Origin of the sequence: Micromonospora sp. WMMD712 (genome assembly GCF_029581295.1) — a bacterium.
GTDB classification, from domain to species: Bacteria; Actinomycetota; Actinomycetes; order Mycobacteriales; family Micromonosporaceae; genus Micromonospora; species Micromonospora carbonacea.
Genome location: NZ_CP120743.1, coordinates 2,337,504 through 2,359,508 on the forward strand (window position 1 = coordinate 2,337,504; position 22,005 = coordinate 2,359,508).

Annotated in this window: 28 protein-coding genes; 3 read left to right on the top strand and 25 right to left on the bottom strand. The window is 76.1% G+C overall.

The genetic code is table 11. The features are described from left to right. Positions 1-11 precede the first annotated feature (11 nt). Positions 12-674, top strand: coding sequence for a hypothetical protein (locus O7633_RS09640; protein WP_282327425.1), 663 nt, complete (start codon positions 12-14; stop codon positions 672-674). An 85-nt stretch (positions 675-759) separates the two neighbouring features. Continuing rightward, on the top strand, positions 760-1,221 hold the full coding sequence (locus O7633_RS09645; protein WP_278128139.1) for a hypothetical protein: 462 nt from the start codon (positions 760-762) through the stop codon (positions 1,219-1,221). 192 nt (positions 1,222-1,413) lie between these two features. Here O7633_RS09645 and hisF read toward each other — a convergent pair whose 3' ends face one another. The 12 genes from hisF to hisD all read right to left on the bottom strand — a co-directional run bounded on the left by hisF (position 1,414) and on the right by hisD (position 9,806). Beyond that, complete coding sequence (gene hisF, locus O7633_RS09650; protein ID WP_278128141.1) at positions 1,414-2,181, bottom strand: imidazole glycerol phosphate synthase subunit HisF; 768 nt, start codon at positions 2,179-2,181, stop codon at positions 1,414-1,416. Positions 2,182-2,378: 197 nt separating this feature from the next. Further along, entirely contained in the window at positions 2,379-3,377 is a 999-nt protein-coding gene (locus tag O7633_RS09655; protein WP_282327427.1) for an NADP-dependent oxidoreductase, read from the bottom strand. A 95-nt stretch (positions 3,378-3,472) separates the two neighbouring features. Beyond that, the gene (locus O7633_RS09660) at positions 3,473-3,904 is read right to left on the bottom strand and encodes an organic hydroperoxide resistance protein (protein WP_282328507.1); all 432 of its coding nucleotides are present in this window, start codon (positions 3,902-3,904) and stop codon (positions 3,473-3,475) included. 5 nt (positions 3,905-3,909) lie between these two features. After that, positions 3,910-4,356, bottom strand: a complete 447-nt coding sequence (locus tag O7633_RS09665) for a MarR family transcriptional regulator (protein ID WP_043967344.1) — start codon at positions 4,354-4,356, stop codon at positions 3,910-3,912. A 123-nt stretch (positions 4,357-4,479) separates the two neighbouring features. Further along, the gene (locus O7633_RS09670; RefSeq protein WP_074474436.1) at positions 4,480-4,869 is read right to left on the bottom strand and encodes a RidA family protein; all 390 of its coding nucleotides are present in this window, start codon (positions 4,867-4,869) and stop codon (positions 4,480-4,482) included. Further along, positions 4,866-5,591, bottom strand: coding sequence for a bifunctional 1-(5-phosphoribosyl)-5-((5-phosphoribosylamino)methylideneamino)imidazole-4-carboxamide isomerase/phosphoribosylanthranilate isomerase PriA (priA, locus tag O7633_RS09675; protein WP_074474437.1), 726 nt, complete (start codon positions 5,589-5,591; stop codon positions 4,866-4,868). The genes O7633_RS09670 and priA overlap by 4 nt, the downstream gene beginning before the upstream one ends. A gap of 31 nt (positions 5,592-5,622) precedes the next feature. Continuing rightward, positions 5,623-5,946 carry a hypothetical protein gene (locus tag O7633_RS09680; protein ID WP_074474438.1) on the bottom strand — a complete coding sequence of 108 codons (324 nt, stop codon included), beginning with the start codon at positions 5,944-5,946 and terminating at the stop codon, positions 5,623-5,625. A 42-nt stretch (positions 5,947-5,988) separates the two neighbouring features. Next, on the bottom strand, positions 5,989-6,633 hold the full coding sequence (gene hisH, locus O7633_RS09685) for an imidazole glycerol phosphate synthase subunit HisH (RefSeq protein WP_282327431.1): 645 nt from the start codon (positions 6,631-6,633) through the stop codon (positions 5,989-5,991). Beyond that, positions 6,633-6,803, bottom strand: coding sequence for a hypothetical protein (locus O7633_RS09690; RefSeq protein WP_176734836.1), 171 nt, complete (start codon positions 6,801-6,803; stop codon positions 6,633-6,635). Before O7633_RS09690 ends, hisH begins: the two co-directional genes overlap by 1 nt. 2 nt (positions 6,804-6,805) lie before the next feature. Further along, positions 6,806-7,417 carry an imidazoleglycerol-phosphate dehydratase HisB gene (gene hisB / locus O7633_RS09695; protein WP_282327436.1) on the bottom strand — a complete coding sequence of 204 codons (612 nt, stop codon included), beginning with the start codon at positions 7,415-7,417 and terminating at the stop codon, positions 6,806-6,808. Continuing rightward, positions 7,417-8,487, bottom strand: a complete 1,071-nt coding sequence (locus O7633_RS09700; protein ID WP_282327438.1) for a histidinol-phosphate transaminase — start codon at positions 8,485-8,487, stop codon at positions 7,417-7,419. Before O7633_RS09700 ends, hisB begins: the two co-directional genes overlap by 1 nt. Then, entirely contained in the window at positions 8,484-9,806 is a 1,323-nt protein-coding gene (gene hisD, locus O7633_RS09705) for a histidinol dehydrogenase (protein ID WP_282327439.1), read from the bottom strand. Before hisD ends, O7633_RS09700 begins: the two co-directional genes overlap by 4 nt. A gap of 186 nt (positions 9,807-9,992) precedes the next feature. On the opposite strand from hisD, the gene O7633_RS09710 reads away from it, so the two are divergent. Further along, entirely contained in the window at positions 9,993-10,694 is a 702-nt protein-coding gene (locus O7633_RS09710; protein ID WP_074474443.1) for an LON peptidase substrate-binding domain-containing protein, read from the top strand. Here the strand turns inward: O7633_RS09710 and O7633_RS09715 are convergent. The 13 genes from O7633_RS09715 to O7633_RS09775 all read right to left on the bottom strand — a co-directional run bounded on the left by O7633_RS09715 (position 10,609) and on the right by O7633_RS09775 (position 21,999). Further along, positions 10,609-11,562, bottom strand: coding sequence for a DUF2567 domain-containing protein (locus O7633_RS09715; RefSeq protein ID WP_348776324.1), 954 nt, complete (start codon positions 11,560-11,562; stop codon positions 10,609-10,611). The genes O7633_RS09710 and O7633_RS09715 overlap by 86 nt on opposite strands. Before the next feature lie 89 nt (positions 11,563-11,651). Then, positions 11,652-13,349, bottom strand: a complete 1,698-nt coding sequence (locus O7633_RS09720; RefSeq protein ID WP_282327440.1) for an AAA family ATPase — start codon at positions 13,347-13,349, stop codon at positions 11,652-11,654. Between the two features lie 76 nt (positions 13,350-13,425). After that, positions 13,426-14,334: a hypothetical protein gene (locus O7633_RS09725; RefSeq protein ID WP_282327441.1), complete on the bottom strand. Its 909-nt coding sequence runs from the start codon at positions 14,332-14,334 to the stop codon at positions 13,426-13,428. Between the two features lie 4 nt (positions 14,335-14,338). Further along, on the bottom strand, positions 14,339-15,283 hold the full coding sequence (locus O7633_RS09730) for an RluA family pseudouridine synthase (RefSeq protein WP_282327443.1): 945 nt from the start codon (positions 15,281-15,283) through the stop codon (positions 14,339-14,341). Further along, positions 15,280-15,888, bottom strand: a complete 609-nt coding sequence (gene lspA / locus O7633_RS09735; RefSeq protein ID WP_074474446.1) for a signal peptidase II — start codon at positions 15,886-15,888, stop codon at positions 15,280-15,282. The genes O7633_RS09730 and lspA overlap by 4 nt, the downstream gene beginning before the upstream one ends. A 62-nt stretch (positions 15,889-15,950) precedes the next feature. Beyond that, positions 15,951-16,370 (bottom strand): TraR/DksA family transcriptional regulator, encoded by a 420-nt coding sequence (locus O7633_RS09740; protein ID WP_043969309.1) that lies wholly within the window; start codon positions 16,368-16,370, stop codon positions 15,951-15,953. Positions 16,371-16,593: 223 nt separating this feature from the next. Further along, entirely contained in the window at positions 16,594-18,099 is a 1,506-nt protein-coding gene (locus O7633_RS09745) for a potassium/proton antiporter (RefSeq protein ID WP_077939062.1), read from the bottom strand. A gap of 22 nt (positions 18,100-18,121) precedes the next feature. Next, positions 18,122-18,421, bottom strand: coding sequence for a DUF167 domain-containing protein (locus O7633_RS09750; protein ID WP_074474448.1), 300 nt, complete (start codon positions 18,419-18,421; stop codon positions 18,122-18,124). Positions 18,422-18,427: 6 nt separating this feature from the next. Beyond that, positions 18,428-19,045: a hypothetical protein gene (locus O7633_RS09755; protein ID WP_282327447.1), complete on the bottom strand. Its 618-nt coding sequence runs from the start codon at positions 19,043-19,045 to the stop codon at positions 18,428-18,430. Positions 19,046-19,118: 73 nt separating this feature from the next. Next, positions 19,119-19,922: a DivIVA domain-containing protein gene (locus tag O7633_RS09760; protein ID WP_043967314.1), complete on the bottom strand. Its 804-nt coding sequence runs from the start codon at positions 19,920-19,922 to the stop codon at positions 19,119-19,121. A gap of 55 nt (positions 19,923-19,977) precedes the next feature. Beyond that, positions 19,978-20,277 carry a YggT family protein gene (locus tag O7633_RS09765; protein ID WP_043967312.1) on the bottom strand — a complete coding sequence of 100 codons (300 nt, stop codon included), beginning with the start codon at positions 20,275-20,277 and terminating at the stop codon, positions 19,978-19,980. 29 nt (positions 20,278-20,306) lie between these two features. After that, a complete protein-coding gene (sepF, locus tag O7633_RS09770) occupies positions 20,307-21,047 on the bottom strand; it encodes a cell division protein SepF (protein WP_282327449.1) in 741 nt (246 codons plus the stop codon). A 190-nt stretch (positions 21,048-21,237) separates the two neighbouring features. After that, complete coding sequence (locus O7633_RS09775; protein WP_282327451.1) at positions 21,238-21,999, bottom strand: YggS family pyridoxal phosphate-dependent enzyme; 762 nt, start codon at positions 21,997-21,999, stop codon at positions 21,238-21,240. Between the last annotated feature and the right edge of the window lie 6 nt (positions 22,000-22,005).

Below are 22,005 nucleotides of genomic sequence, written 5' to 3' on the forward strand. Positions count from 1 at the left end.
GGGTGGCATGCATGGTGGCAATTGGCAATCTGCGGCACCGGCCCGCCCGGCGGCTGGTCCAGCTCTACGCGGGGCTGACCCTCTACGGCGTCAGCATGGCGCTGATGATCCGCTCCGGCCTCGGCCTCGACCCGTGGGACGTCTTCCACCAGGGCGTCGCCCGGCGGACCGGGCTGTCGTTCGGCACCGTCACCATCGCCGTCGGCGCGCTCGTGCTGCTGCTGTGGATCCCGCTGCGGCAACGACCGGGCCTCGGCACGGTCAGCAACGTGCTGGTCATCGGGCTCGTGGTCGACGCCACCCTGGCCCTGCTGCCCGGCGACGCCCCGCTGGCGGCACGGGCGACGCTGCTGGTCGTCGGGATCGTCGCCAACGGCGCCGCCACCGCCCTCTACCTGGGCGCGCGGCTCGGCCCCGGCCCCCGCGACGGCCTGATGACCGGCTACGTGGCGCGCCGCCCGGGCCGGTCGGTCCGGCTGGTGCGCACCGTCATCGAGGTCACCGTGCTGGCCCTCGGCTGGCTGCTCGGCGGCACCGTCGGCGTCGGCACCGTCGCGTACGCCCTCGCCATCGGGCCGCTGACCCAACTGTTCCTGCCCCCGTTCACCGTCGACGCGCAACCGGCGGGACCGGTCGAGGTGGGGGCCGCCGGGCCACGCCCCGCCGGACCGTGACCACGTCACCGCGCTGAGCTGCGGTGACGCCCGTACCGGAAAAGTAGGTGTTTCCTCCGAGGGCGACGCACGGCATCATTCCTGCATGGGGGAGAGCGGATGGCGCTGGACCGACGCCTGGATCTTCGTTTCGCTGGTGATCGCCAACGGTGCCGGCCGGCACCGCAGGTCGGCATCCACCCGACGCCCCGAGGGCGTCCGGCTCGCTGACGTGCTCTCCACAGCCGACCACCTCAACCACGCCATCCCCGAACGGCACGAGGTGGAGACCGCAGTTCGCCGGCTCGTCGGGGCCGGCCTGGTGAGCGTGACCGACGGCTGGTTCCGGCTCACCCCCGACGGCGAGCGGCTCTGGCGCTCCCGGCCGAGCGCCGGCCTGGCCACCGCCGTCGACACCGTGCAGGGCGTGCTGAGCCGCCGGCACGCCCCGGGCAGCGCCGAGTGGACCCTCCCCGAGGACGAGCACGCCGCCGCCGTGCAGGAATACGCCGTCCGCTCGATCCCGGCCCCGCGCCGCTCGCCGGAAGGCCACTCCGGGCGGCCCTGACGGGCGGGGGCGTGCCGCCGGGCGTCGACCGACCCGGCGGCCGCCACGGGGCCGCGCCACCGCGTCGGCCCGGCCCCGCACGACGGGCGGGACCGGATCGCCCGGCGCCGCCGGGGCGGGTCAGCGCAGGAGTCACGTCCACCACTGCCGACATCAGCCCATCACCGACGGACCGACTGGGCAGCCTCACAGTCAGCGCACGGGGTGGCCCGAGCCGCGCAGGGCGTCCTTGACCTCGGCGACGGTGAGCTCGCCGAAGTGGAAGACGCTGGCGGCGAGCACCGCGTCGGCACCGGCGGCGATGGCCGGCGGGAAGTGGGCCACCTCGCCCGCCCCGCCGCTGGCCACCACCGGCACGTCGACGACGGCGCGGACCGCGCCGATCAGCTCCAGGTCGAAGCCGGCCTTCGTGCCGTCGGCGTCCATCGAGTTGAGCAGGATCTCCCCCGCGCCCAGCTCGGCGCCGCGCCGCGCCCACTCGACGGCGTCGAGCCCGGTGCCCCGGCGGCCGCCGTGGGTGGTGACCTCGAAGCCGCTCGCGGTGGTGCCGGCCGGGGCGCGGCGAACGTCGAGGGAGAGCACCAGCACCTGCCGGCCGAACCGGTCGGCGATCTCGGCGATCAGCTCGGGCCGGGCGATGGCCGCGGTGTTCACCCCGACCTTGTCGGCCCCGGCCCGCAGCAGCGTGTCGACGTCGGCGACCTGCCGCACGCCGCCGCCCACGGTGAGCGGGATGAAGACCGACTCGGCGGTGCGCCGCACCACGTCGAGCATGGTGCCCCGGTCGCTGGAGGAGGCGGTCACGTCCAGGAAGGTCAACTCGTCCGCGCCCGCCCGGTCGTACGCCGCCGCCAGCTCCACCGGGTCGCCGGCGTCGCGCAGGTCGAGGAAGTTGACCCCCTTGACCACCCGCCCGGCGTCCACGTCGAGACACGGGATCACCCGCACCGCCACCGTCATGCCGGGAAGCCTATCGCCCCGCCCGTCCCGGCGGCCGCCGACGTGAGGCCGACCACCGGCGACGGGCAGGCCCGGCTCCGCGCCCCGACTCCGCGCCGCGGCTCCGCGGGCGGCTCCGGCTCCGCGCCGCGGCGCGCTCCGGGGCGGGGTGAGAAGGGGACCCTTCTCTACCGGAAGCGTTAACAAGGGGCCCTTCCTTACAGGCGCACCAGCATCTTGCCGAGGTTGTCGCCGCGCAGCAGGCCGAGGAAGGCGTCCGGGGCGGCGGCGATGCCGTCGACGACCGTCTCGTCGTACGAGAGCCTGCCCTCGTGCAGCCAGCCGGCGACCTCCTGGACGAACTGGTCGCGCAGGTGGCCGTGGTCGCCGACGAGGAAGCCGCGCAGGGTGAGCCGCTTGCCGATGAGCTGCGCCAGGTTGCGCGGGGCGGCCGGCGGCTCGGTGGCGTTGTACTGGGCGATCATGCCGCAGATCGCGGCCCGCCCGTGCAGGCGCAGCGCGCCGATCGCGGCCTCCAGGTGCTCGCCGCCGACGTTGTCGAAGTACACGTCGATCCCCTTCGGGGCGGCGGCCCTGAGCTGGTCGGCGACGGGGCCGTCGTGGTAGTCGAACGCGGCGTCGAAGCCGAGCGCCCGCAGCCGCTCGACCTTGGCCGGCGAGCCGGCGCTGCCGACCACCAGGGCGGCGCCCTTCAGCTTGGCGATCTGGCCGACCATGCTGCCCACCGCCCCGGCCGCGCCGGAGACGAAGACGCTCTCCCCGGGCTGCATGGCGGCCACGTCGAGCAGGCCGGCGTACGCGGTCAGCCCGGTCATGCCGAGCACGCCCAGGTAGGCGCTCACCGGGGCGATCGTCGGGTCGACCCTGCGGGCTCCCCTGGCGTCGACCAGGGCGTACTCCCGCCAGCCGAGGCCGTGCAGGACGGTGTCGCCGGGGCCGATCCCGTTGCCCTCGCCGGCCACCACCTCGCCGACCGCGCCGCCGTCGAGCGGGGCGTCGAGGGCGAACGGCGGCACGTACGACTTGACGTCGTTCATCCGGCCCCGCATGTACGGGTCGACGGACATGAACTGGTTGCGGACCACGAGCTGCCCGGGACCCGGGGTGGGCACCTCGGTCTCGACGAGCCGGAAGTTGTCGGCGGTCGGCCACCCCTCGGGGCGGGAGGCGAGGTGGATCTCACGGTTGACGGTCACGGTGTCGGTCGTCCTCTCGGTCGCTGGTCGGGGCTGTGTCAGGCGGGGCGCGGCGCGCGGCGGCAGACGGGTGCGCCGACGCCGCGCGCCACGGCTCAGGCGGCGAGGGCCTCGCGGACGGTGAGGGCGACCTCGACGTTGCCCCGGGTCGCGTTCGAGTAGGGGCAGACCTGGTGGGCCTGCTCGACGAGCTGCTCGGCGGCGGGCCGGGGGACGGCCGGCAGGTCCACCACGAGCGTGACGGCCAGGCCGAAGCCGCCGCTGCCGTTGGCGCCGATGCCCACCTCGGCGTCGACGACGGAGCCGGTGACGTCGGCCTTGGCCCGCCGCGCCACCAGGCGCAGCGCGGAGTGGAAGCAGGCGGCGTAGCCGGCGGCGAAGAGCTGCTCCGGGTTCGCCGCGCCGCCCGCGCCGCCCATCTCCTTCGGGACCGCGAGGTCGAGGTCGAAGGTGCCGTCAGAGGTGCGGACGTGGCCGTCGCGGCCGTCGCCGGTGGCGCGGGCGTTGGCGGTGTAGAGGACCTGCATGGCGATCACTTCTCCTTCTGTCGGTGGATCGTCTCGGTGACCCGGTTGAGGGTGTCGCGCAGCCCGATCAGCTCGGCCTCGGTGAGCCCGGTGGCCAGCGCCACCCGCAGCGGCACGCCGCACATCCGCTCGCGCAGCGCGCGGCCCGCGTCGGTGAGGCGCACCTCCACCCGCCGTTCGTCGGCCGCGGACCGCGACCGGACCAGCACCCCGGCGGCCTCCAGCCGCTTGAGCAGCGGGGAGAGCGTGCCGGAGTCCAGCCGCAGGGCGGCGCCCAGCTCGGAGACGGTGGGCGCGTCGTCGCCGCGCTCCCAGAGCACCAGCAGCACAAGGTATTGCGGGTAGGTGAGCCCGAACTCGTCGAGGATCGGCCGGTAGACGTCGGTGAGGGCGCGCGACGCGGCGTAGAGCGCGAAGCACACCTGCCGTCCCAGCACCAGATCGTCGGTCACGGGGAAAACATAGTGCGCAATTGAGTTGTGCACAACCTAATGGCCCGCACTGTGCCCCGGCTCACCGCCACCGCCCCACGCACCACCGCCGGCCCGGCGCCCCGGCGGGCGGGGCGGGCCGGGTCAGCGGTCGCCGAGGTACGCCTCCAGCTCCACCTCGACCAGGTGCTCCGGGTCGAGCAGGGCGGCCACCACGACCAGGGTCGCCGCCGGCCGGACCGCCCCGAACACCGCGTTGTGGGCCCGGCCCACCTCGTCGGCGTGCGCGCGGTCCGTCACGTACATCCGGGTGCGCACCACGTCGCCGGGCCCCGCGCCGACCTCGGCGAGGGCCGCCAGGCCGATCCGCAGCGCCTGCGCGGTCTGCGCGGCGGCGTCCCCCACGTGCACCACCCGGCCGTCGACGGTCGCCGTGCAGCCGGCCGTGACGGCCCGGTCGCCGGCCCGGACGACCCGGGAGTAGCCGTAGAGCGCCTCCCAGGGGCCGCCCGAGCCCAGCCGGGTGACCGTCACGCGGCGGCGAGCACGTCGAGGGCCTCCCGCACGGTGAACGCGCCCGCGTACAGCGCCTTGCCGGCGATCACGCCCTCCACGCCGACCGGCTCCAGAGTGGCCAGGGCGCGCAGGTCGTCCAGCGTCGAGACGCCGCCCGAGGCGATCACCGGGGCGTCGGTGCGGGAGCAGACCTCGCGCAGCAGGTCCAGGTTCGGCCCGCGCATCGTGCCGTCCTTGGTGATGTCGGTCACCACGTAGCGGGAGGCCCCCGCCTTGTCGAGCCGCTCCAGCACCTCGTAGAGGTCGCCGCCGTCGCGGGTCCAGCCCCGCGCCGCCAGGGTACGGCCGCGCACGTCCAGGCCGATGGCGACGCGGTCGCCGTACTCGCCGCAGATCCGGTCACACCACTGCGGGTCCTCCAGCGCGGCGGTGCCGATGTTGACGCGCGCCGCGCCGGTGCCCAGCGCGGCCCGCAGCGACGCGTCGTCGCGGATCCCGCCGGACAGCTCCACCTGCACGTCCAGCCGGCCCACCACGTCGGCCAGCAGCGCGGCGTTGGAGCCCCGGCCGAACGCGGCGTCCAGGTCGACCAGGTGGATCCACTCCGCGCCGTCGCGCTGCCAGGCCAGCGCCGCCTCCAGGGGGTCGCCGTAGGCGGTCTCGCTGCCGGCGGCGCCCTGCACGAGCCGGACGGCCTGGCCGTCGGCGACGTCCACGGCGGGCAACAGGGTGAGGCTCAACGCTCTTCTCCTCGGATCGATAACGTGCGCGTCAGGACCGGCGGCCCAGTGCGATCACCACGGCCGCCGGCAACACCAGCAGCAACAACACGACAAGCACCACCCGCAGCGCCAGGTCGTCGACGAAACTCCAGATGGCGACCAGCGCCACGCCGGTCAGGCCGACGATCGCCGCCCGCTCGCCCCGGGAGTGCCGGGCCAGCCGGCCGCTGCGGCGGCGCGGCCAGCGGGGCGTCAGCCGGCGCACCACCGCGCGGCGGCGCTCCCGGCGGGCCACCCGGCGGCGGCGCACCGCCCGCTCCCGCTCCAACTGGGCCTCGCGGGCCTCCCGGCGGCGGGCCCGCTCCTTGCTCACGCCGCTCCCCCCGGCCCGGTGCCCCGGCCGCGCGGGCCCCGCTCAGCCACCGGCGGGCACGGTGCCGAGCCAGTTGCGCAGCAGCGCCGCGCCGGTGTCGGCCGACTTCTCCGGGTGGAACTGGGCGGCCGAGAGCGCGCCCCGCTCCACCGCCGCCACGAAGTCCGCCTCGTGCTGGGCGGTGGTCACCGCCGCGCCCGACGCCGCCAGCGCGCCCGCGTCGACCACCCCGTAGGAGTGGACGAAGTAGAAGCGGCTGTCGGCGGGCAGGCCCGCGAAGAGCACCGACGTCGCCGGGGGCCGCACCGTGTTCCAGCCCATGTGCGGCAGCCGGGCGGCGGGCAGCCGGGTCACCCCGCCCGGCAGCAGCCCGAGCCCCTTGGTGACCACGCCGTGCTCGTCGCCGTGCTCGAAGAGCACCTGCATGCCCACGCAGATGCCCAGCACCGGCCGCCCGGCGGCGACCCGCTCGGCGATGACCGGGCCCGCGCCGAGCGCCTCGATGCCGGCCATGCAGGCGGCGTACGCGCCCACGCCCGGCACCACCAGGCCGTCGGCAGCCGCGGCGGCGGCCAGGTCGGCGGTGACGGTGACGTCGGCGCCGGCCCGCGCCAGGGCCCGCTCGGCCGAACGAAGGTTGCCCGAGCCGTAGTCGAGCACCACGACCCGCTTGACCAGATCGCCCATCAGCCCTCCCCGGGAAGCAGCCAGAGCACCCCGCCGGCCGTGGCCAGCACCGCCAGCACCGCGGTGACCACCACCGCGCCGCGCGTCGCGCCCTGGCGGTGCAGCGAGACCGCCCCGCCGACCAGCACCCCGGCGAGGATCAGCAGCAGGGTCGGCAGCACCCCGCCCACGGCTACAGCGCGCCCTTCGTGCTGGGGATCGCGCCGGCCGACCGGGGGTCGAGCGCCGTGGCCTCCCGCAGGGCGCGGGAGACCGCCTTGAACTGGGCCTCCACGACGTGGTGGGCGTCGGGGCGGCCGCCGGGGCGGGCCGCGCGCAGCACGTCCACGTGCAGGGTGATGCGGGCCGCCTGGCCGAAGGACTCCCAGATGTGCCGGGTCATGCTGGTCGGGTAGACCGGCCCGATGTACGGGGCCAGCGCCGGCTCGTCGTGCACCACGTACGGGCGGCCCGACAGGTCGACGGCGGCCCGGACGAGCACCTCGTCCATCGGGACGGTCGCCGAGCCGTACCGTCGGATGCCGGCCTTGTCGCCCAGCGCCTGGTCGAACGCGGCGCCCAGGGCGAGCGCGGTGTCCTCCATCGTGTGGTGGGCGTCGATCTCCAGGTCGCCGACGGTGCGCACGGTCAGGTCGAAGCCGCCGTGCCGGGCGATCTGGTGCAGCATGTGGTCGTAGAAGCCGACGCCGGTGCCGATCTCGGCCCGGCCGGCGCCGTCGAGGTCGATCTCGACGAGCACCTTGGTCTCCTTGGTGATCCGCTCGACCCGGGCGGTGCGGCTCATCACAAACTCTCCATCGCGGTGAGGAAGGCGTCGGTCTCGGCGGGGGTGCCGGCGGTGACCCGCAGCCAGCCGGGCAGCCCGACGTCGCGCACGAGCACCCCCTGCTCCAGCAGCGCGCGCCAGGCCACCGCCTGGTCGCCGCCGACCCGGAACAGGACGAAGTTGGCGTCGCTGTCGGCGACCCGCAGACCGCGGGCGCGCAGCCCGGCGACGATCCGGTCCCGCTGCCCCATGATCGCCTCGACCGTGGCCAGCAGGGCGTCGCGGTGCGCCAGCGCCGCGCGGGCGGCGGCCTGGGTGAGCGCCGACAGGTGGTAGGGCAGCCGCACGAGCTGCACCGCCGCCACCACCGCCGGGTCGGCCGCGAGATAGCCCAGCCGGCCGCCGGCGAAGCCGAACGCCTTGCTCATCGTGCGGGTCACCACCAGCCTCGGGTGGCCGGGCAGCACCGCGAGGGCGCTGACCGTGCCGGGGCGGGCGAACTCGGCGTACGCCTCGTCGACCACCACCATGCCGGGCGCGGCGTCGAGGACTGCGGCGACCACCGCCGGGTCCAGCGCCGTGCCCGTCGGGTTGTTCGGCGAGCAGAGGAACACCACGTCGGGGCGGTGCGCGCGGACCTGGGCGACCGCCTCGTCGGCGGTCAGCCCGAAGTCGACCCCGCGCTCCGCCGGCACCCACCGGGTGCCGGTGCCGAGCGCCAGCAGCGGGTGCATCGAGTACGCCGGCGTGAAGCCGAGCGCCGTGCGCCCCGGCCCGCCGAACGCCTGGAGGAGCTGCTGCTGGATCTCGTTGGAGCCGTTGGCCGCCCAGACCTGCCCGGCGGTGAGCCCGTGCCCGAGGTAGGCCGCCAGGTCGGCGCGCAGCGCCACGGCGTCGCGGTCGGGGTAGCGGTTGAGGTCGCGCAGCTCGGCGGCGAGGGCCTTGCCGATCGCGTCGACCACCGCCTCGGGCACCGGGTAGGAATTCTCGTTGGTGTTCAGCCGCACCGGCACGTCGAGCTGCGGGGCGCCGTAGGGCGTCAGGCCCCGCAGGTCGTCGCGGATCGGCAGCTCGTCGAGGGTCGTCACCGGCCCTCCCCCGGGAAGCGGACGGCGACCGCCTGGCCGTGGGCCGGCAGGTCCTCGACGCCGGCCAGGGTCACCACGTGCCCGGCCACCTCGCGCAGCGCGTCGTGGGTGTATTCCACCAGGTGGATGCCGCGCAGGAAGGACTGCACGGACAGGCCGGAGGAGTGCCGGGCGCAGCCGCCGGTGGGCAGCACGTGGTTGGAGCCGGCGCAGTAGTCGCCGAGCGACACCGGCGACCACGCGCCGACGAAGATCGCCCCGGCGTTGCGGACCCGCAGCGCCCACTCGCGGGCGTTCTCGGTCTGGATCTCCAGGTGCTCGGCGGCGTACGCGTCGACCACCCGCAGGCCCGCCTCCAGGTCGTCGACCAGCACCACGCCGCTCTGCTCGCCGGTCAGCGCGGTGGTGACCCGGTCGGCGTGCTTGGTCGCCGGCACCTGCCGGGCCAGCTCGGCCTCGACGGCGTCGGCCAGCGCGACCGAGCAGGTGACCAGCACGCTGGCCGCGAGGGGGTCGTGCTCGGCCTGGCTGACCAGGTCGGCGGCGACGTGCGCCGGGTCGGCGGTGTCGTCGGCGAGGATCGCGATCTCGGTGGGGCCGGCCTCGGCGTCGATGCCGACCACGCCGCGCAGCAGCCGCTTCGCGGCGGTGACCCAGATGTTGCCCGGGCCGGTGATCATGTCTACGGGGTCGCAGCGCTGCGCGCCGTCGGGGTCGACCGTCGCGCCGTAGGCCAGCATCGCCACCGCCTGCGCGCCGCCGACGGCGTAGACCTCGTCGACGCCGAGCAGCGCGCAGGCCGCGAGGACCCGGGCGTCGGGCAGGCCACCGTTCTCCTGCTGCGGCGGGCTGGCCACCACCAGCGACCGGACGCCGGCCGCCTGGGCGGGGACCACGTTCATCACCACGGTCGACGGGTACATCGCCAGGCCGCCGGGGACGTAGAGGCCGACCCGGTCGACGGGGACCCAGCGCTCGGTGACGGTGCCGCCGGGCACCACCTGGGTGGTGTGGTCGACCCGGCGCTGGTCGGCGTGCACCCTGCGGGCCCGGCTGATCGACTCCAGCAGGGCGGCGCGGACCTGCGGGTCGAGCGTCCCCTCGGCCTCGGCGATCGCCTCGGCCGGCACCCGCAGCCGCTCCGGCGAGACCCCGTCGAAGCGCGCGCTGGCCTCGCGGATCGCCGGGTACCCATGCTCGCGGACCGCCTCCACGAGGGGGCGGATCCGCTCGACCGCCACGGAGACGTCGAGCTGGGCACGGGGCAGCAGGCGGCGGGGGTCACGGACGCCGCCGCGCAGGTCGATCCGATTCAACACGCCTGCGAGTCTAGGCGGCCGGGCCGGCGGCGGCCCGCGCCGCCCGCACGCCGGGACGGTGAGCCGAGCCACGCCGGCCGCCGGGCGGCCGGGAGACCCGCCGGGGCGGCCCCGCCGGGGGCCGGCGGGCGCCGCGGGGCGGGACGGGCCCCGCCGGGACGGCGCGGGCGGGCTAGGCTCGATCCCGTGACTGCGCGGTTGCCGATCTTCCCCCTCGGGACGGTGCTCTTCCCCGGCCTGGTGCTGCCGCTGCACATCTTCGAGGAGCGCTACCGGGCCCTCGTGCGCCACCTCACGGGCCTGCCCGAGGGCGCGCCCCGGGAGTTCGGCGTGGTGGCCATCCGGGCCGGCTGGGAGGTCGCCCCCGGCACGCCGGGGCGGCCCGTGCCCGGGGTCGGCGGGGTCACGCTGCACGAGGTCGGCTGCACCGCCGAGCTGCGGCAGGTGACCGAGCTGGCCGACGGCGGGTTCGACATCGTCACCGTGGGGCGGCGGCGGTTCCGCGTCGTGCGGCTCGACGAGACCACCGAGCCCTACCTGACGGCCGAGGTCGAGTGGCTGCCCGAGCCGGGCGGCCCCGACGAGGCCGCCGACCTGCTCGCGGCCCGGGTGATCGCGGTGTTCCGGCAATATCTCGGGCTGATCCGCCCCGACCCGGAGGACATCTCCGAGCAGCTTCCGGAGGACCCGACGGTGCTGTCCCACCTGGTCGCCGCGACCGCCATGCTGACCGTCGACGACCGGCAGCGGCTGCTCGCGGTCGACGACACCGCCGCCCGGCTCCGCGCCGAGCTGCGGCTGCTCAACCGCGAGGCGACCCTGCTGCGCCAGGTGCGGGCGGTTCCGGTGCCGCTGTCGGAGCTGGCGAGTCCGCCGGCCCCGAACTGACCTGCGGCCCGGTGGCGGGCGGGGCGGCGTAGGCCCAGGACAGGTCCGGCTCGGGCTCCGGGCGCAGCGACGGCCACCGCGACCAGCCGGCCAGCAGGGTGTACGTCACGGCCGCGCCGAACGCCGGCAGCAGCAGGTTGCCGTACGGCAGGGGCAGCACGTCGAACAGCCGGTGCAGGCCACCGGCGCGCAGGTCGGCGGGCTTGGTGAACGCCTCCCCGTCCGGCGCGGTCGCCAGCAGCCGCTCGTACGCCGACAGGCCCACCCGCCGGCCGACCTGCCAGGCCACCAGGGCCGCGCCGAGGCCACCGGCCGCACCGGCGAGCAGCCCGACGGGGCCGCGCCGCCGCCGCAGCAGCACCCACAGGCCCAGCGCGGCGAGCACGCCGAAGCCGAGCCCGAGCAGGCTGAACCAGCCGTCGGCGGCGATCGGCTGCTCCGGCTGCGGCTGGGCGTAGACGGCCCCCTCGGCGGTCTTGACCACCGGGGTGTCCGGGGCGACGGCCGCCCAGAGCAGCCCCAGCGGGACGCCCAGCGCGGTCACCAGGGCCGCCGCGCCCAGCGCCACCCCGGCCGCCCGGCCCGGCCGGCGCTCGGGCGGGGTCGGGTCGGCGGGGACCGGACCGGCCGGCGGCGCGCCGAACGGGTGCGGGGGCGGCCCCGCGAACGGCCCGGCGGGCGGCTGGTGGGCCGGGGGCCCGGCGAGCGGCCCGGCGAACGGGTCGGAGACCGGGGCGGCCGGTGGCGGGTCGGCCGGGGGCCCGGCGAACGGGTCGAGGGGCGGGGCGGCCGGCGGGTCGGGGACCGGCCCGGCGGTCGGGTCGGGACGGGGCGCGGGACGGTCGGCGTCGGAGGTGTCCGGGCTCACCCGATGATCCTTACAGACCGGCGGCGTCCCCGGGGCGTCGGTGCCGCCGCGGCAGGCGCGGGGGCCGGCGGGCGCGGCGGGCGAAGGGCTCAGCGGGCGAAGGGCTCCAGCATGACCGACGCCGCGCGCAGCCACGCCTGCCGGGTCTCCGGCTGGAGCTGGTGGTATTCGATCGACGAGCCGGTCTCCAGCGCCGGGTCGTACGGCACCACGGCCACCGCCCGGGTGCGGGTGGCGAAGTGCCGCTCCAGGTCGGTCTGCAACGGCGAGCGGCCCGGCGTCGGGCAGGAGATCAGGGTGACGGCGTTGTCGGCCAGCTCGCCCATGCCGACCTCGTGCAGCAGGTCGAGCATCCAGTCGGCGCTGAACGCGGCGTCCTCCCGGGGCACGGTGGTCACCACGAGCTGGTCGGCGGCCTGCATCACCGTGCGCCAGTTGGGGCTCTCCACGTTGTTGCCGGTGTCCACGCAGACCACGTCGTGCGTGCGCCGCAGCAGCTCCAGCACCCGCTTGACGGTGAACTGGTCGAGCCGCTGGGCGAACCGGGGGCTCTCCTCCCCGGCCAGCACGTCGTACGAGCCGTCGGCGGCGTGCCGCAGGTAGTCGTCGAGGCTGCCCAGCAGGGTGGAGCCCTCCAGGATCTCGATCTGGGCGAGGTCGTGGATCAGGTGCCGGATCGTCCGGGCGTGCCGGGCGCTGCCGGCCCGCAGCCCGAGGGTGCCGCGCAGCTCGTTGTCGTCCCAGGCGAGCACGCCCCGGCCGCGTACGCTGCCGACGGTGGCGGCGGCCAGCACCGTGGCGGTCGTCTTGTGCACCCCGCCCTTGGGGTTGGCGAAGGCGAGCACCCGGGGCGTGCCCAGGTCGCGGCGGAGCACCCCGGCGGCGCGTTCCAGCTCGCTCTCGGCGCTCTGCGCCCGCCACTCGATGCGGGCCGGGTAGCCCCGCTCGACCACGGCGGGCGGCCCGGGCGGCGGCTGGTAGACCGGCTCGGCGACGGGCTGGTAGGCGGCCTCGGCCCGGTAGACCGGCTCGGCCGGCGGCGGCTGGTAGACCGGCTCGGCCGGGGGCGGCGGGTAGGCGGGCTCCACCACGGGCGGCTGGTAGACCGGCTCCGCCGGGGGCGGCGGATAGGCGGGCTCGGGGCGGTAGCCGCCGCTGTCGAGCAGCGAGTAGCGGGACTCGACCGGCGCGGGCTCGGGGCGGTAGCCGCCGCCGTCGAGCAGCGAGTAGCGCGACTGGGCGGGCGGCGGCGGGTCGGCGCGGCGCGGCGGCTCCGGGTCGGGTCGCCCGGGGCCGGACCGCCAGGACGGCTCGGCCGGATAGGTCGGCTCGGGCTGGTAGCCGGGGGGCTCGGGCTGGTAGCCCAGCGGATCGGCCGGGTAGCCCGCCTGCTCCGGCTGGTAGGACGGGGCCTCCGGCTGGTAGCCAGGGGGATCCGGCTGGTAGGACGGGTCGATCCGGTAGGCCGGGTCCACCCGGTAGCTCGCCCCGGCCCGGTAGCCGCCGCGCGCCGGCTCGGCCGGATAGCCGGGCTCCGCGGCGTACGGCTGCTCCCCCGGCGGGCCGATCGCCGCCCGCCCGGCGTAGCCGTTGCCGGACCCGCGCCGGGGCAGCGGCTCCGGCGCCGCGCGGGCCGCCTCCTCGGCGTGGCGGTCTGCCTCGGCCTGCTCCGCGGTGCGACCACCGAGCCGGGCCCGGTCGAGCAGCGCCCGCCACCGCGGTGCTGGTTCGGCCGGCCGACCCCAGCTGGTCTCCGTGCCGTCCAAGGCTCGCCCTCCCAGCGCCATCGATCTCCGCCTGACAGGCTACGAACGAAACCCTATTCGGACCACACCGGTCCGCGCACATCCTGATTCGGCTTTGTCACTTCTCCGGCGCCGTTCGGCTGCCCGCAGGCACGTCCGGGGAGCTCGCGACGCCGGACGGGGCCACGGCGGGTCGACCCCGATCGACGCTAGGTGAGGAATCCGTCGCCGTCGGTGCCGCTTCCGACGTTTCGCCCACCAGCGGCGTCGGGCCGGCGTCGGCCGGCGGGCGGGCCACGTCGCGCTGCTCGGGCAGCGGCGGGGTCACCACCGTCCGGTCCAGCCGGCTCAGCTCCGGGGCGGGGTCGACGGCGCGGACCCCGGGCCGGGCGGCCAGGGCGCGCAGCGCGTCGGGCGCGGCCCGCACGACGGCGGCGTAGGCGCACCCGCACCCCGCCCGGTACGCCGCCGCCTCGCCCGCCGCGACCAGCGCGCCGGTCTCGTACGTCCGGCGCAGCTCGGCGTCGGCGGCGGCCGCGGCCCGGGCCCGCTGGTCGGCGGCCTCGCGGTCCTTGCGGCCCGCCACGCCGGCCATCCCCGTCACCAGGTCCTGCGGGAGCCGCTGGGCCCGCAGCCGGACGATCTCGGTCTGCCGGCCGGGCAGCGGCGCCCGCGCCACCACCTCGACGACCTCCGCCCCGGCGAGGACGTCGGCCAGCCGGTCCGGCGCGAGGTAGTCCCCGAACGACACCAGCGCGTACGTGCCGGCCGGCGACCCGCCCGCCGGCAGGGCCGCGAGCTCGGCGGCGGCGGCGCGCAGGTACGCCGGGATCGACCCGCCGGCCGGCACGCCGACCCGGGTCACCTCGCCCACCGTGCGGTCGCCCGCCGGCCGGTCGTGGCGGCCGACCCAGCCGGCCGCCGCCAGCACCGCCGCCACCGACAGCAGCGCGGCGACGGCGAGCGCGCGGGGCCGGCGCGGGCCCGGCGCGCGGCGGTCCGGCCGCCCGGCGTCTGCGCTGGTCACCGGGTCAGTCGCGGAGGACCCGCAGCGCCCGGTCCAGGTCGTCGGGATAGTCGCTCACGAAGGTCACCTCGTCGCCCGTGCGGGGGTGCAGGAAGCTCAGCGACCGGGCGTGCAGCCACTGCCGGGCCAGCCCCAGCCGGGCCGACAGGGTCGGGTCCGCGCCGTAGGTGACGTCGCCCACGCAGGGGTGGCGCAGCGAGGAGAAGTGCACCCGGATCTGGTGGGTACGCCCCGTCTCCAGCCGGACGTCGAGCAGGCTCGCCGACGGGAACGCCTCCAGCGTGTCGTAGTGGGTGATGCTCGGCTTGCCGCCGGAGACCACCGCCCACCGGTAGTCGTGGTGCGGGTGCCGGTCGATCGGGGCGTCGATGGTGCCGCGCGACGGGTCCGGATGCCCCTGCACCACGGCGTGGTAACGCTTCTCCACCTCGCGGTACTTGAAGGCCCGCTTCAGCGCCGTGTACGCCTGCTCGCTCTTGGCCACCACCATGATCCCGGTGGTGCCCACGTCGAGCCGGTGCACCACGCCCTGCCGCTCGGCCGCGCCGCTGGTGGAGATGCGGTGCCCGATCCCGGCCAGCCCGCCGATCACGGTCGGCCCGGTCCAGCCGGGGCTGGGGTGGGCGGCGACGCCGACCGGCTTGTCCACCACCACGATGTCGTCGTCGGCGTAGACGACCCGCAGGCCGGGCACCGCCTGCGGCACCACGGCCGGCGGGGCGACCGGGGCGGGCAGCGTCACCTCCAGCCAGGAGCCGGCCTTGACCTTGTGCGAGTTCGGCCGGACGACGCCGTCGACCAGCGCGTCCCCGCCGTCGACGAGGTTCGCGGCGGCGGTGCGGGAGAGCCCGAACAGCCGGGCCACGGCCTGGTCGAGCCGCATCCCGTCCAGGCCGTCGGGGACGGGCAGGGAACGGTGGTCGCCGCCGGCGGCGAACGCGGCCGTCACGCCCGCTCCCGCTGCTCGACGGGGGCGTCGGCGGCGGGCTTGTCCCGGCCGAGCCGGGAACCGTCGCGCTGGCGGCCGGTCAGCTCCAGGAACACGGCGAGCACCACGCCGCAGACCAGCGCGCTGTCGGCCAGGTTGAACACCGGCCAGACCTGCCCGTACGGGTCGAACAGGCTGATCATGTCGACCACGTGCCCGACGAAGTGGCCGGGGGCGCGGAAGATCCGGTCGGCCAGGTTGCCCAGCGCCCCGCCCAGCACCAGGCCGAGCGAGACCGCCCACGGCACCGAACGCAGCCGCAGCGCCATCCAGCCGATCCAGCCGATCACCGCGATGGTGATCAGCGGGAACACCCAGGTGTGGTCGCTGCCGATGCTCCACGCCGCCCCGCTGTTGCGGGTGAGGCTGAGGTAGACCGCGCCGCCGAGCAGCTTCACCGGCTCCCGGTCGCTGAGCGCCTGCAACGCGAGATGCTTGGTGAGCAGGTCGGCGAGGAAGGCGAACAGGCCGACGCCGGCGAGGAGCACGATCGCCCGGCGTCGGGCCCTGCCCCCGCCCGGCTCGGCGGTGCCGGTCTCGGTTCCGGCGGGCGGTGTAGCCGTCATCTGCTCCCCATCGACGCTCCCGGCGGTGATCGCTCACCGCCCTGACCGGCCGGGGAGCGGGGTCAGCGCCGCTCCTCCAGCTGCTTGCACTTCACGCAGAGGGTCGCCGACGGGAAGGCCGCGAGCCGCTCCACCGGGATCGGGTCGCCGCACTTCTCGCACCAGCCGTAGCCACCCTCGTCGAGCCGCTCCAGGGCCCGCTCGACCTGCGTGATCCGTTCCCGGATGCTGTTGGCGAGTGAGATCTCCTGCTCCCGCTCGAACGTCTTGGTGCCGGTGTCGGCCTGGTCGTCCCCGGCCGAGTCGGTCAGCCGGTCGCGCTGCAGCTCGGTGATCTCGCTCAGCGTCTGATCGTACTCGGCGCTCAGCTCGTCGCGGCGGGCCGCCAGCGCCGCCCGGATCTTCTCGGTCTCCGCCGCGCTGCGGGTGGTCCTGGCCACCGGCTTGCGCCCGGCGGTCCTGGTGTCGGCTGGCTTCACCATCGTCACTCCCTCGCGCCACGGGACCGCGGCATGCCACGGCCTCTGGACAGGGGGCACCGGCCTGGCGCCCCCAGGTAACAAAACGGGCGCGCGGCGAGGACCGCCGCGCACTCCGGAGGTTGGCAAGAATACGGAACGTACAGGCGTCCGACAACGTGCCGCACCGCCGCACCGCTAATCCGCCTCTAAAAGCCCTCAAATGGGCAAAACGAACGCTAGCAGATCAGTCGTCGCGGTCGTCGCCGTACTCGCCAAACCACCGCGCCAGACGGCCCCGGCGGCTGACCGCCCGCAGCCGCCGCTCGGCGGCGTCCCGCACCCCGGCGGTGGCCACGATCAACAGGCTGTCGCCCGCCTTCAGCCGGGTGTCCGGGCCGGGCACGAAGCCCACCCCGTCGCGCAGCACCAGCGTCACCGACGCGCCCACCGGCAGCCGCAGCTCGTCCACGTGCACCCCGCCCAGCCGCGAGCCCGGCGGCACCTCCAACTGGAGCAGGTCGGCCCGCATCCGCTCCAGCGGCGCGGTCTCGACCCGGATCTCCGCCGGCTCGGCGGGCGCGGTGACCCGCAGCCGGCGCGCGGCCGGGGCGAGGGTGCCCGCCTGGAGCACCGTGAAGATCACCACCAGCACGAAGACCGCGTCGAAGAGCTGCTCCGCCCCCGGGACCCGCTGCGACAGCGGGATGGTCGCCAGCACGATCGGCACCGCCCCGCGCAACCCCGCCCAGGACAGGAACGCCTGCTCGCGCGGGCCGACCCGGAACGGGGTGGCCGACACCGCCACCGACAGCGGCCGGGCCAGCAGCAGCAGCGCCAGCCCGGCGACCACCGCCGGCAGCACCGCCGCCTCCAGCCGGCCCGGCGAGACCAGCAGCCCGAGCAGCACGAACAGGCCGATCTGGGCCAGCCAGGCCAGCCCGTCGGCGAAGCCGAGGATCGCCTGCCGGTGCGGCAGCCGGGCGTTGCCCAGCAGCACCCCCGCCACGTAGACGGCGAGGAAGCCCGAGGCGTGCAGCACCGCGCCGGCGGCGTACGCGAGCACGGTGAAGCCGACCACCGCGATCGGGTACAGCCCCGCCGACGGCAGCGCCGCCCGGCGCAGCGCCGCCCGGCCGGCCAGCCCCGCGCCCACCCCGACGGCCGCGCCCACGCCCAGCTCGTAGCCGAGCAGCAGCACCTCGTACCACCAGGGGTGGCCGGCCTCGGTGGCCGAGCGGGACAGCAGCACCACCAGCAGCACCACCGGGGCGTCGTTCATGCCCGACTCGGCCTCCAGCGTGGCGACCAGCCGGGGCGGCAGGCGCAGCCGGCGCAGCGTGGCGAAGACGGCGGCGGCGTCGGTGGACGAGAGCACCGCACCGTAGAGCATCGCCAGCCGCCAGTCCAGCCCGAGCAGCAGGTGCACCGCCAGGCCGACCACCAGGATGCTCACCACCACGCCGACGGTGGACAGCGCCGAGGCCAGGCCGAGCACCGGGCGCAGGGTGCTCCACCGGGCGGTCAGCCCGCCCTCGGCGATGATCACGATCAGGGCGCAGAAGCCGAGGGTGCGGGTCAGGTCGACGTCGTCGAAGCGGATGCCCAGCCCGGACTCGCCGATGGCCACCCCGAGGGCCAGGTAGACCAGGAGGCTGGGCACGCCGAGGCGGGTCGAGAAGCGGACCGCGCCGACCGCCACCAGCAACACCCCGGCGCCGAGCAGCAGTGCGAGATCGAACCCGGGGGTCATGCCGGCCCGGTGCGGCCAGCCGTCACCGGCCGGCCCCGTCGCGCAGCCGGCGCAGCGTCTGCGTGAGCTCCGGCGTCGGGCGCTCGACCGCGAAGAGCTTGTCCCGGCTCGCCGCGCCGGCCCGCAGCGCGACGGCCGCCGGCCGGACGCCGAGCGCGTCGGCGAGGGCCCGGCGGGCCGCCTCGGTGGCCCGGCCGTCGACCGGCGGGGCGTTCACGGCGATCACCAGCGCCGGCCCGTGCGGGCCGTCGTGCCGGCCGCCGACGCGGGCGCGGGAGGCACCCGGCTTGACCCGTACGGCGACGGTGAGCGTGTCGTCCATCGGCCGTCAGAGCAGCCGGGCGTCGGCGAGCAGGGCGTCGTCCGGCGCACAGCGCGAACACGGGGTGAACCCCAGCCGCACCGCCTCGGCCACCGGCAGCGGCTCGGCCCCGCGGCCGTAGAGGTGGGGGCAGTCGGACAGGTGGTAGCGCGGCCGGCCGTCCACGACCTGGACCTCCGCGTCGAGCTCGGCGACCAGCGCCGCGTCGGCCGGGGACACCGGCAGCGGCGGCGGCTCGTCGAGGGGCGTGGCGGTCTCACCCGCCCCGTCGGCGGACGGGTCCGCCCCGGCGGCCGGCGACCCGGGCGGTTGCCGCCACCCGGGGTCGTCGGCGCCGATAGTGGACGGGACACGCTGGGCCGGAACGTCCGGCCCGGCCGGGGGTCCGGCCGCGTCCCACGGGGCCCGGCCGGCAGGGGGCCGGCCCTGGTCGGACGGGCCGGGGTCGACCCGCGCGGCTGCCGCCCGGGCGGCGGCCGCCTGGCGGGCGCCCACCACCAACGCGACGGCGGCCAGCAGGCTGGCCGCGATGGACGCGGCCAGCAGCACGCTGGAGCCACCGGTGAGGCCGACCACCAGGAGCACGACCGCGACGAGGATGAGCAACAGGCTTGCGACTAGCACGGCTCACCCCCGCCGCGTCGGATTCAGGTGGCACGGTCGGCGGCCGTCCCCACGACGGCCGCCACACCGAAGATCAGCGGCCGGACTCCAGCGCGCCGGAGCGCCCGCCGCCGTACGAGCCGGCGAGGCCGGCGGCCGCGAGGCCGTTGCTGCCGCCGACGGCCCGGCCGCCCTCGGCCCGGGTCATCTCGGCCTCCAGGCCCTGACCACGGCCGTCGAGGTCGCGCAGCTGGCTCTCCAGGTAGGCCTTGAGCCGGGTGCGGTACTCCCGCTCGAACTGCTTGAGCTCCTCGATGTGCTTCTGCAACGCGGTGCGCTTGGCGTCGAGGCCGCCCATGGCCTCCTGGTGCCGCTGGCGGGCGTCGCGCTCCAGGGCGTCGGCCTTGGCGCGCGCCTCGCGGGTGACCTCCTCGGCCTTGGACCGGGCCTCGGAGAGCAGCTGGTCGGCCTCGCGACGGGCGTCGGAGACGTGGTCGTCGGCGGTGCGCTGGGCCATCATCAGCACCCGCAGCGCCTGCTGCTCGCCGTCACCGGCCACGGCCGGGCCGCCCTGGGCGCGGACCTGCTCCAGCTCGGCCTGCATCGCCCGGGCGGCCTGCTCGGCGGCCACCTTGTCGCGCTGCACCCGGTCGAGCTGGGCCTTGACGTCGTTGAGCTCCGCGGCGAGCCGGGCGTCGCCGCCCGGACCGGCGGGGGCACCGCCGCGACCGCCGCGCTCCACCTGGGCGCGCAGCTCGTTGTTCTCCTCGATCAGACGGGCGAGCTCGCGCTCGACCTCGTCCAGGAAGGCGTCGACCTCCTCCTCGTCGTACCCCCGCTTGCCGATCGGCGGCTTTTTGAAGGCGACGTTGTGAACGTCGGCCGGGGTCAGCGGCATCGAAACTCCTCGGGTCAGTTGCGGCCGCGTAGCGGGCTGGACCTGCGGGTCTTCATCACCCGAGGATCAGCCGCTTCAACACGAACTCCATCAGCACGAACAGGATAACCAGGAGCACAAGGGAGGCCAGGTCGATGCTCACGGTACCAATTCGCAGCGGAGGGATCACACGCCTCAACGCCTTGAGAGGCGGATCAGTGACGCTCCACACGGATTCCAGTCCGACCGTCGCCCCCCGGCCCGGCTGCCAGCGACGCCCGTAGGCGAGGACCGCGCTGAGGACAAACCGGGCCAGAAGAATGATCAGGAAGACATACAGAATCAGGTACAGCACTTGCAGCAGGATCGACAACACAGCAGGCGACGTCCCTCGGTCGGGCGGGGCTAACTCAGGCTGAAGAACCCACCCTCAGCGATCTTGGCCTTGTCCTCCGCGGTGACCTGGACGTTGGCCGGTGAGAGCAGGAACACCCGGTTGGTCACGCGCTCGATCGTACCGCGCAGCCCGAACGCCAACCCGGCGGCGAAGTCGACCAGTCGGCGGGCATCGGCCTCGTCCATCTCGGTGAGATTGATGATCACCGGGACGCCGTCGCGGAAGTGCTCCCCGATCGTGCGGGCCTCGCGGTAGGTGGTGGGGTGCAGCGTGGTGATCTGGTAACGCTGCTCCTCCTCCACCGGGGCCACCCGCTCCCTCGGCTGGGCCTGCGGGGCCAGGGCGAGGTTGTCCCGGGTGTGGTAGGTCAACGCGCCGGAGCCCTCCCCGCCGGAGCTGCGGGTGATCGACCGGACGCTGGACCGGTCGGGGCGCTCGACCCGCTCGGCGCGCTCCGGCCGGTCGGAGTCGGCCCGGTCCCGGTCCCGGTCCCGGTCCCGGTCCCGGTCGGAGTCCAGCGGACGGGTCGCGGAACGCTCGGTCAGCCGGCCCCGCTCACCGGCCCGGGGCCGCGGCGCCGGTGGCTCGTCGTCATCGTCGTCGTCGGCGAACTCCTCGGCGTACCGGCCCTGCCGGTAGCGCGACGACTCGCGGTAGCCACCCTTGTCGTAGCCACCGTCGTCGTACGCCCGCTCGTCGTCCTCCTCGACCAGACCGAGCCAGACCCCCGCCTTGCGCAGTGCACCCATCCCGCGCCCTTCCGTCCGCCGTGCGGCACGCGCCCCCGTGCCGTGTCGCTTCTCGCGAGTGGACGACCTGCCCACCGGACCGGAACAGCAATCCCCGGCCCACGATTCGCGGTCGTGGGCCGCGCCCCCTGACGACGGGACGCCGCTCCTGAAACAACACTGATGTAATTTGCTTCTCTCGCGGGTCAGGCTACCGCAGCGTGGAACGCATTCCGAGCAACGCGCTGCCGACGCGGACATGTGTCGCGCCGTGTCGGATAGCCGCCTCCAGGTCCCCGCTCATCCCGGCGGAGAGCGCGACCGCCTCCGGATGGGCCGCGCGGAACGCCTCCGCCACCTCCGCGAGCCGGGCGAACGCCCGCTGCGGCTCCCAGCCCAGCGGCGCCACCGCCATCAGCCCCGCCAGCCGCAGCCCCGCCGCGCCGGCCACCGCGTCGGCCACCGGGCCGAGCCCGGCGTCCGGGTCGGCCGAGCCCGGCAACGCCCCACCCCGGGACGGGTCGGCGTCGATGCTGACCTGCACCAACACGTCGACGGGGCGGTCCCGGCCCGCCAGGGCCGCGACGTCGAGCGCCCGGGCCAGCCGGACGCTGTCGACCGACTGGACGACGTCGGCGTAGCGGACCACCGACCGGCACTTGTTGCGCTGCAACTGCCCGATGAAGTGCCAGCGGGGCGTCGCCCCCGCGGCGGCCACCTCGGCGGCCTTGCCGGCGGCCTCCTGGTCCCGGTTCTCCCCCATGTCGACCACGCCCAGCCCGGCCAGGGCCAGCACGTCGGAGGCCGGATAGGTCTTGGTCACCGCGACCATGGTGACCTCGGAGTCGGCCCGCCCCGCCGCCGCGCAGGCGGCGGCGATGCGGGACCGGACCCGGGCCAGCCCGGCCGCCAGCTCGGCCCGGCGGTCGGTGCGCCCGGGCCCGGGGCGCGCCGTCGGGTTCACGTCGGTCATCTCGGG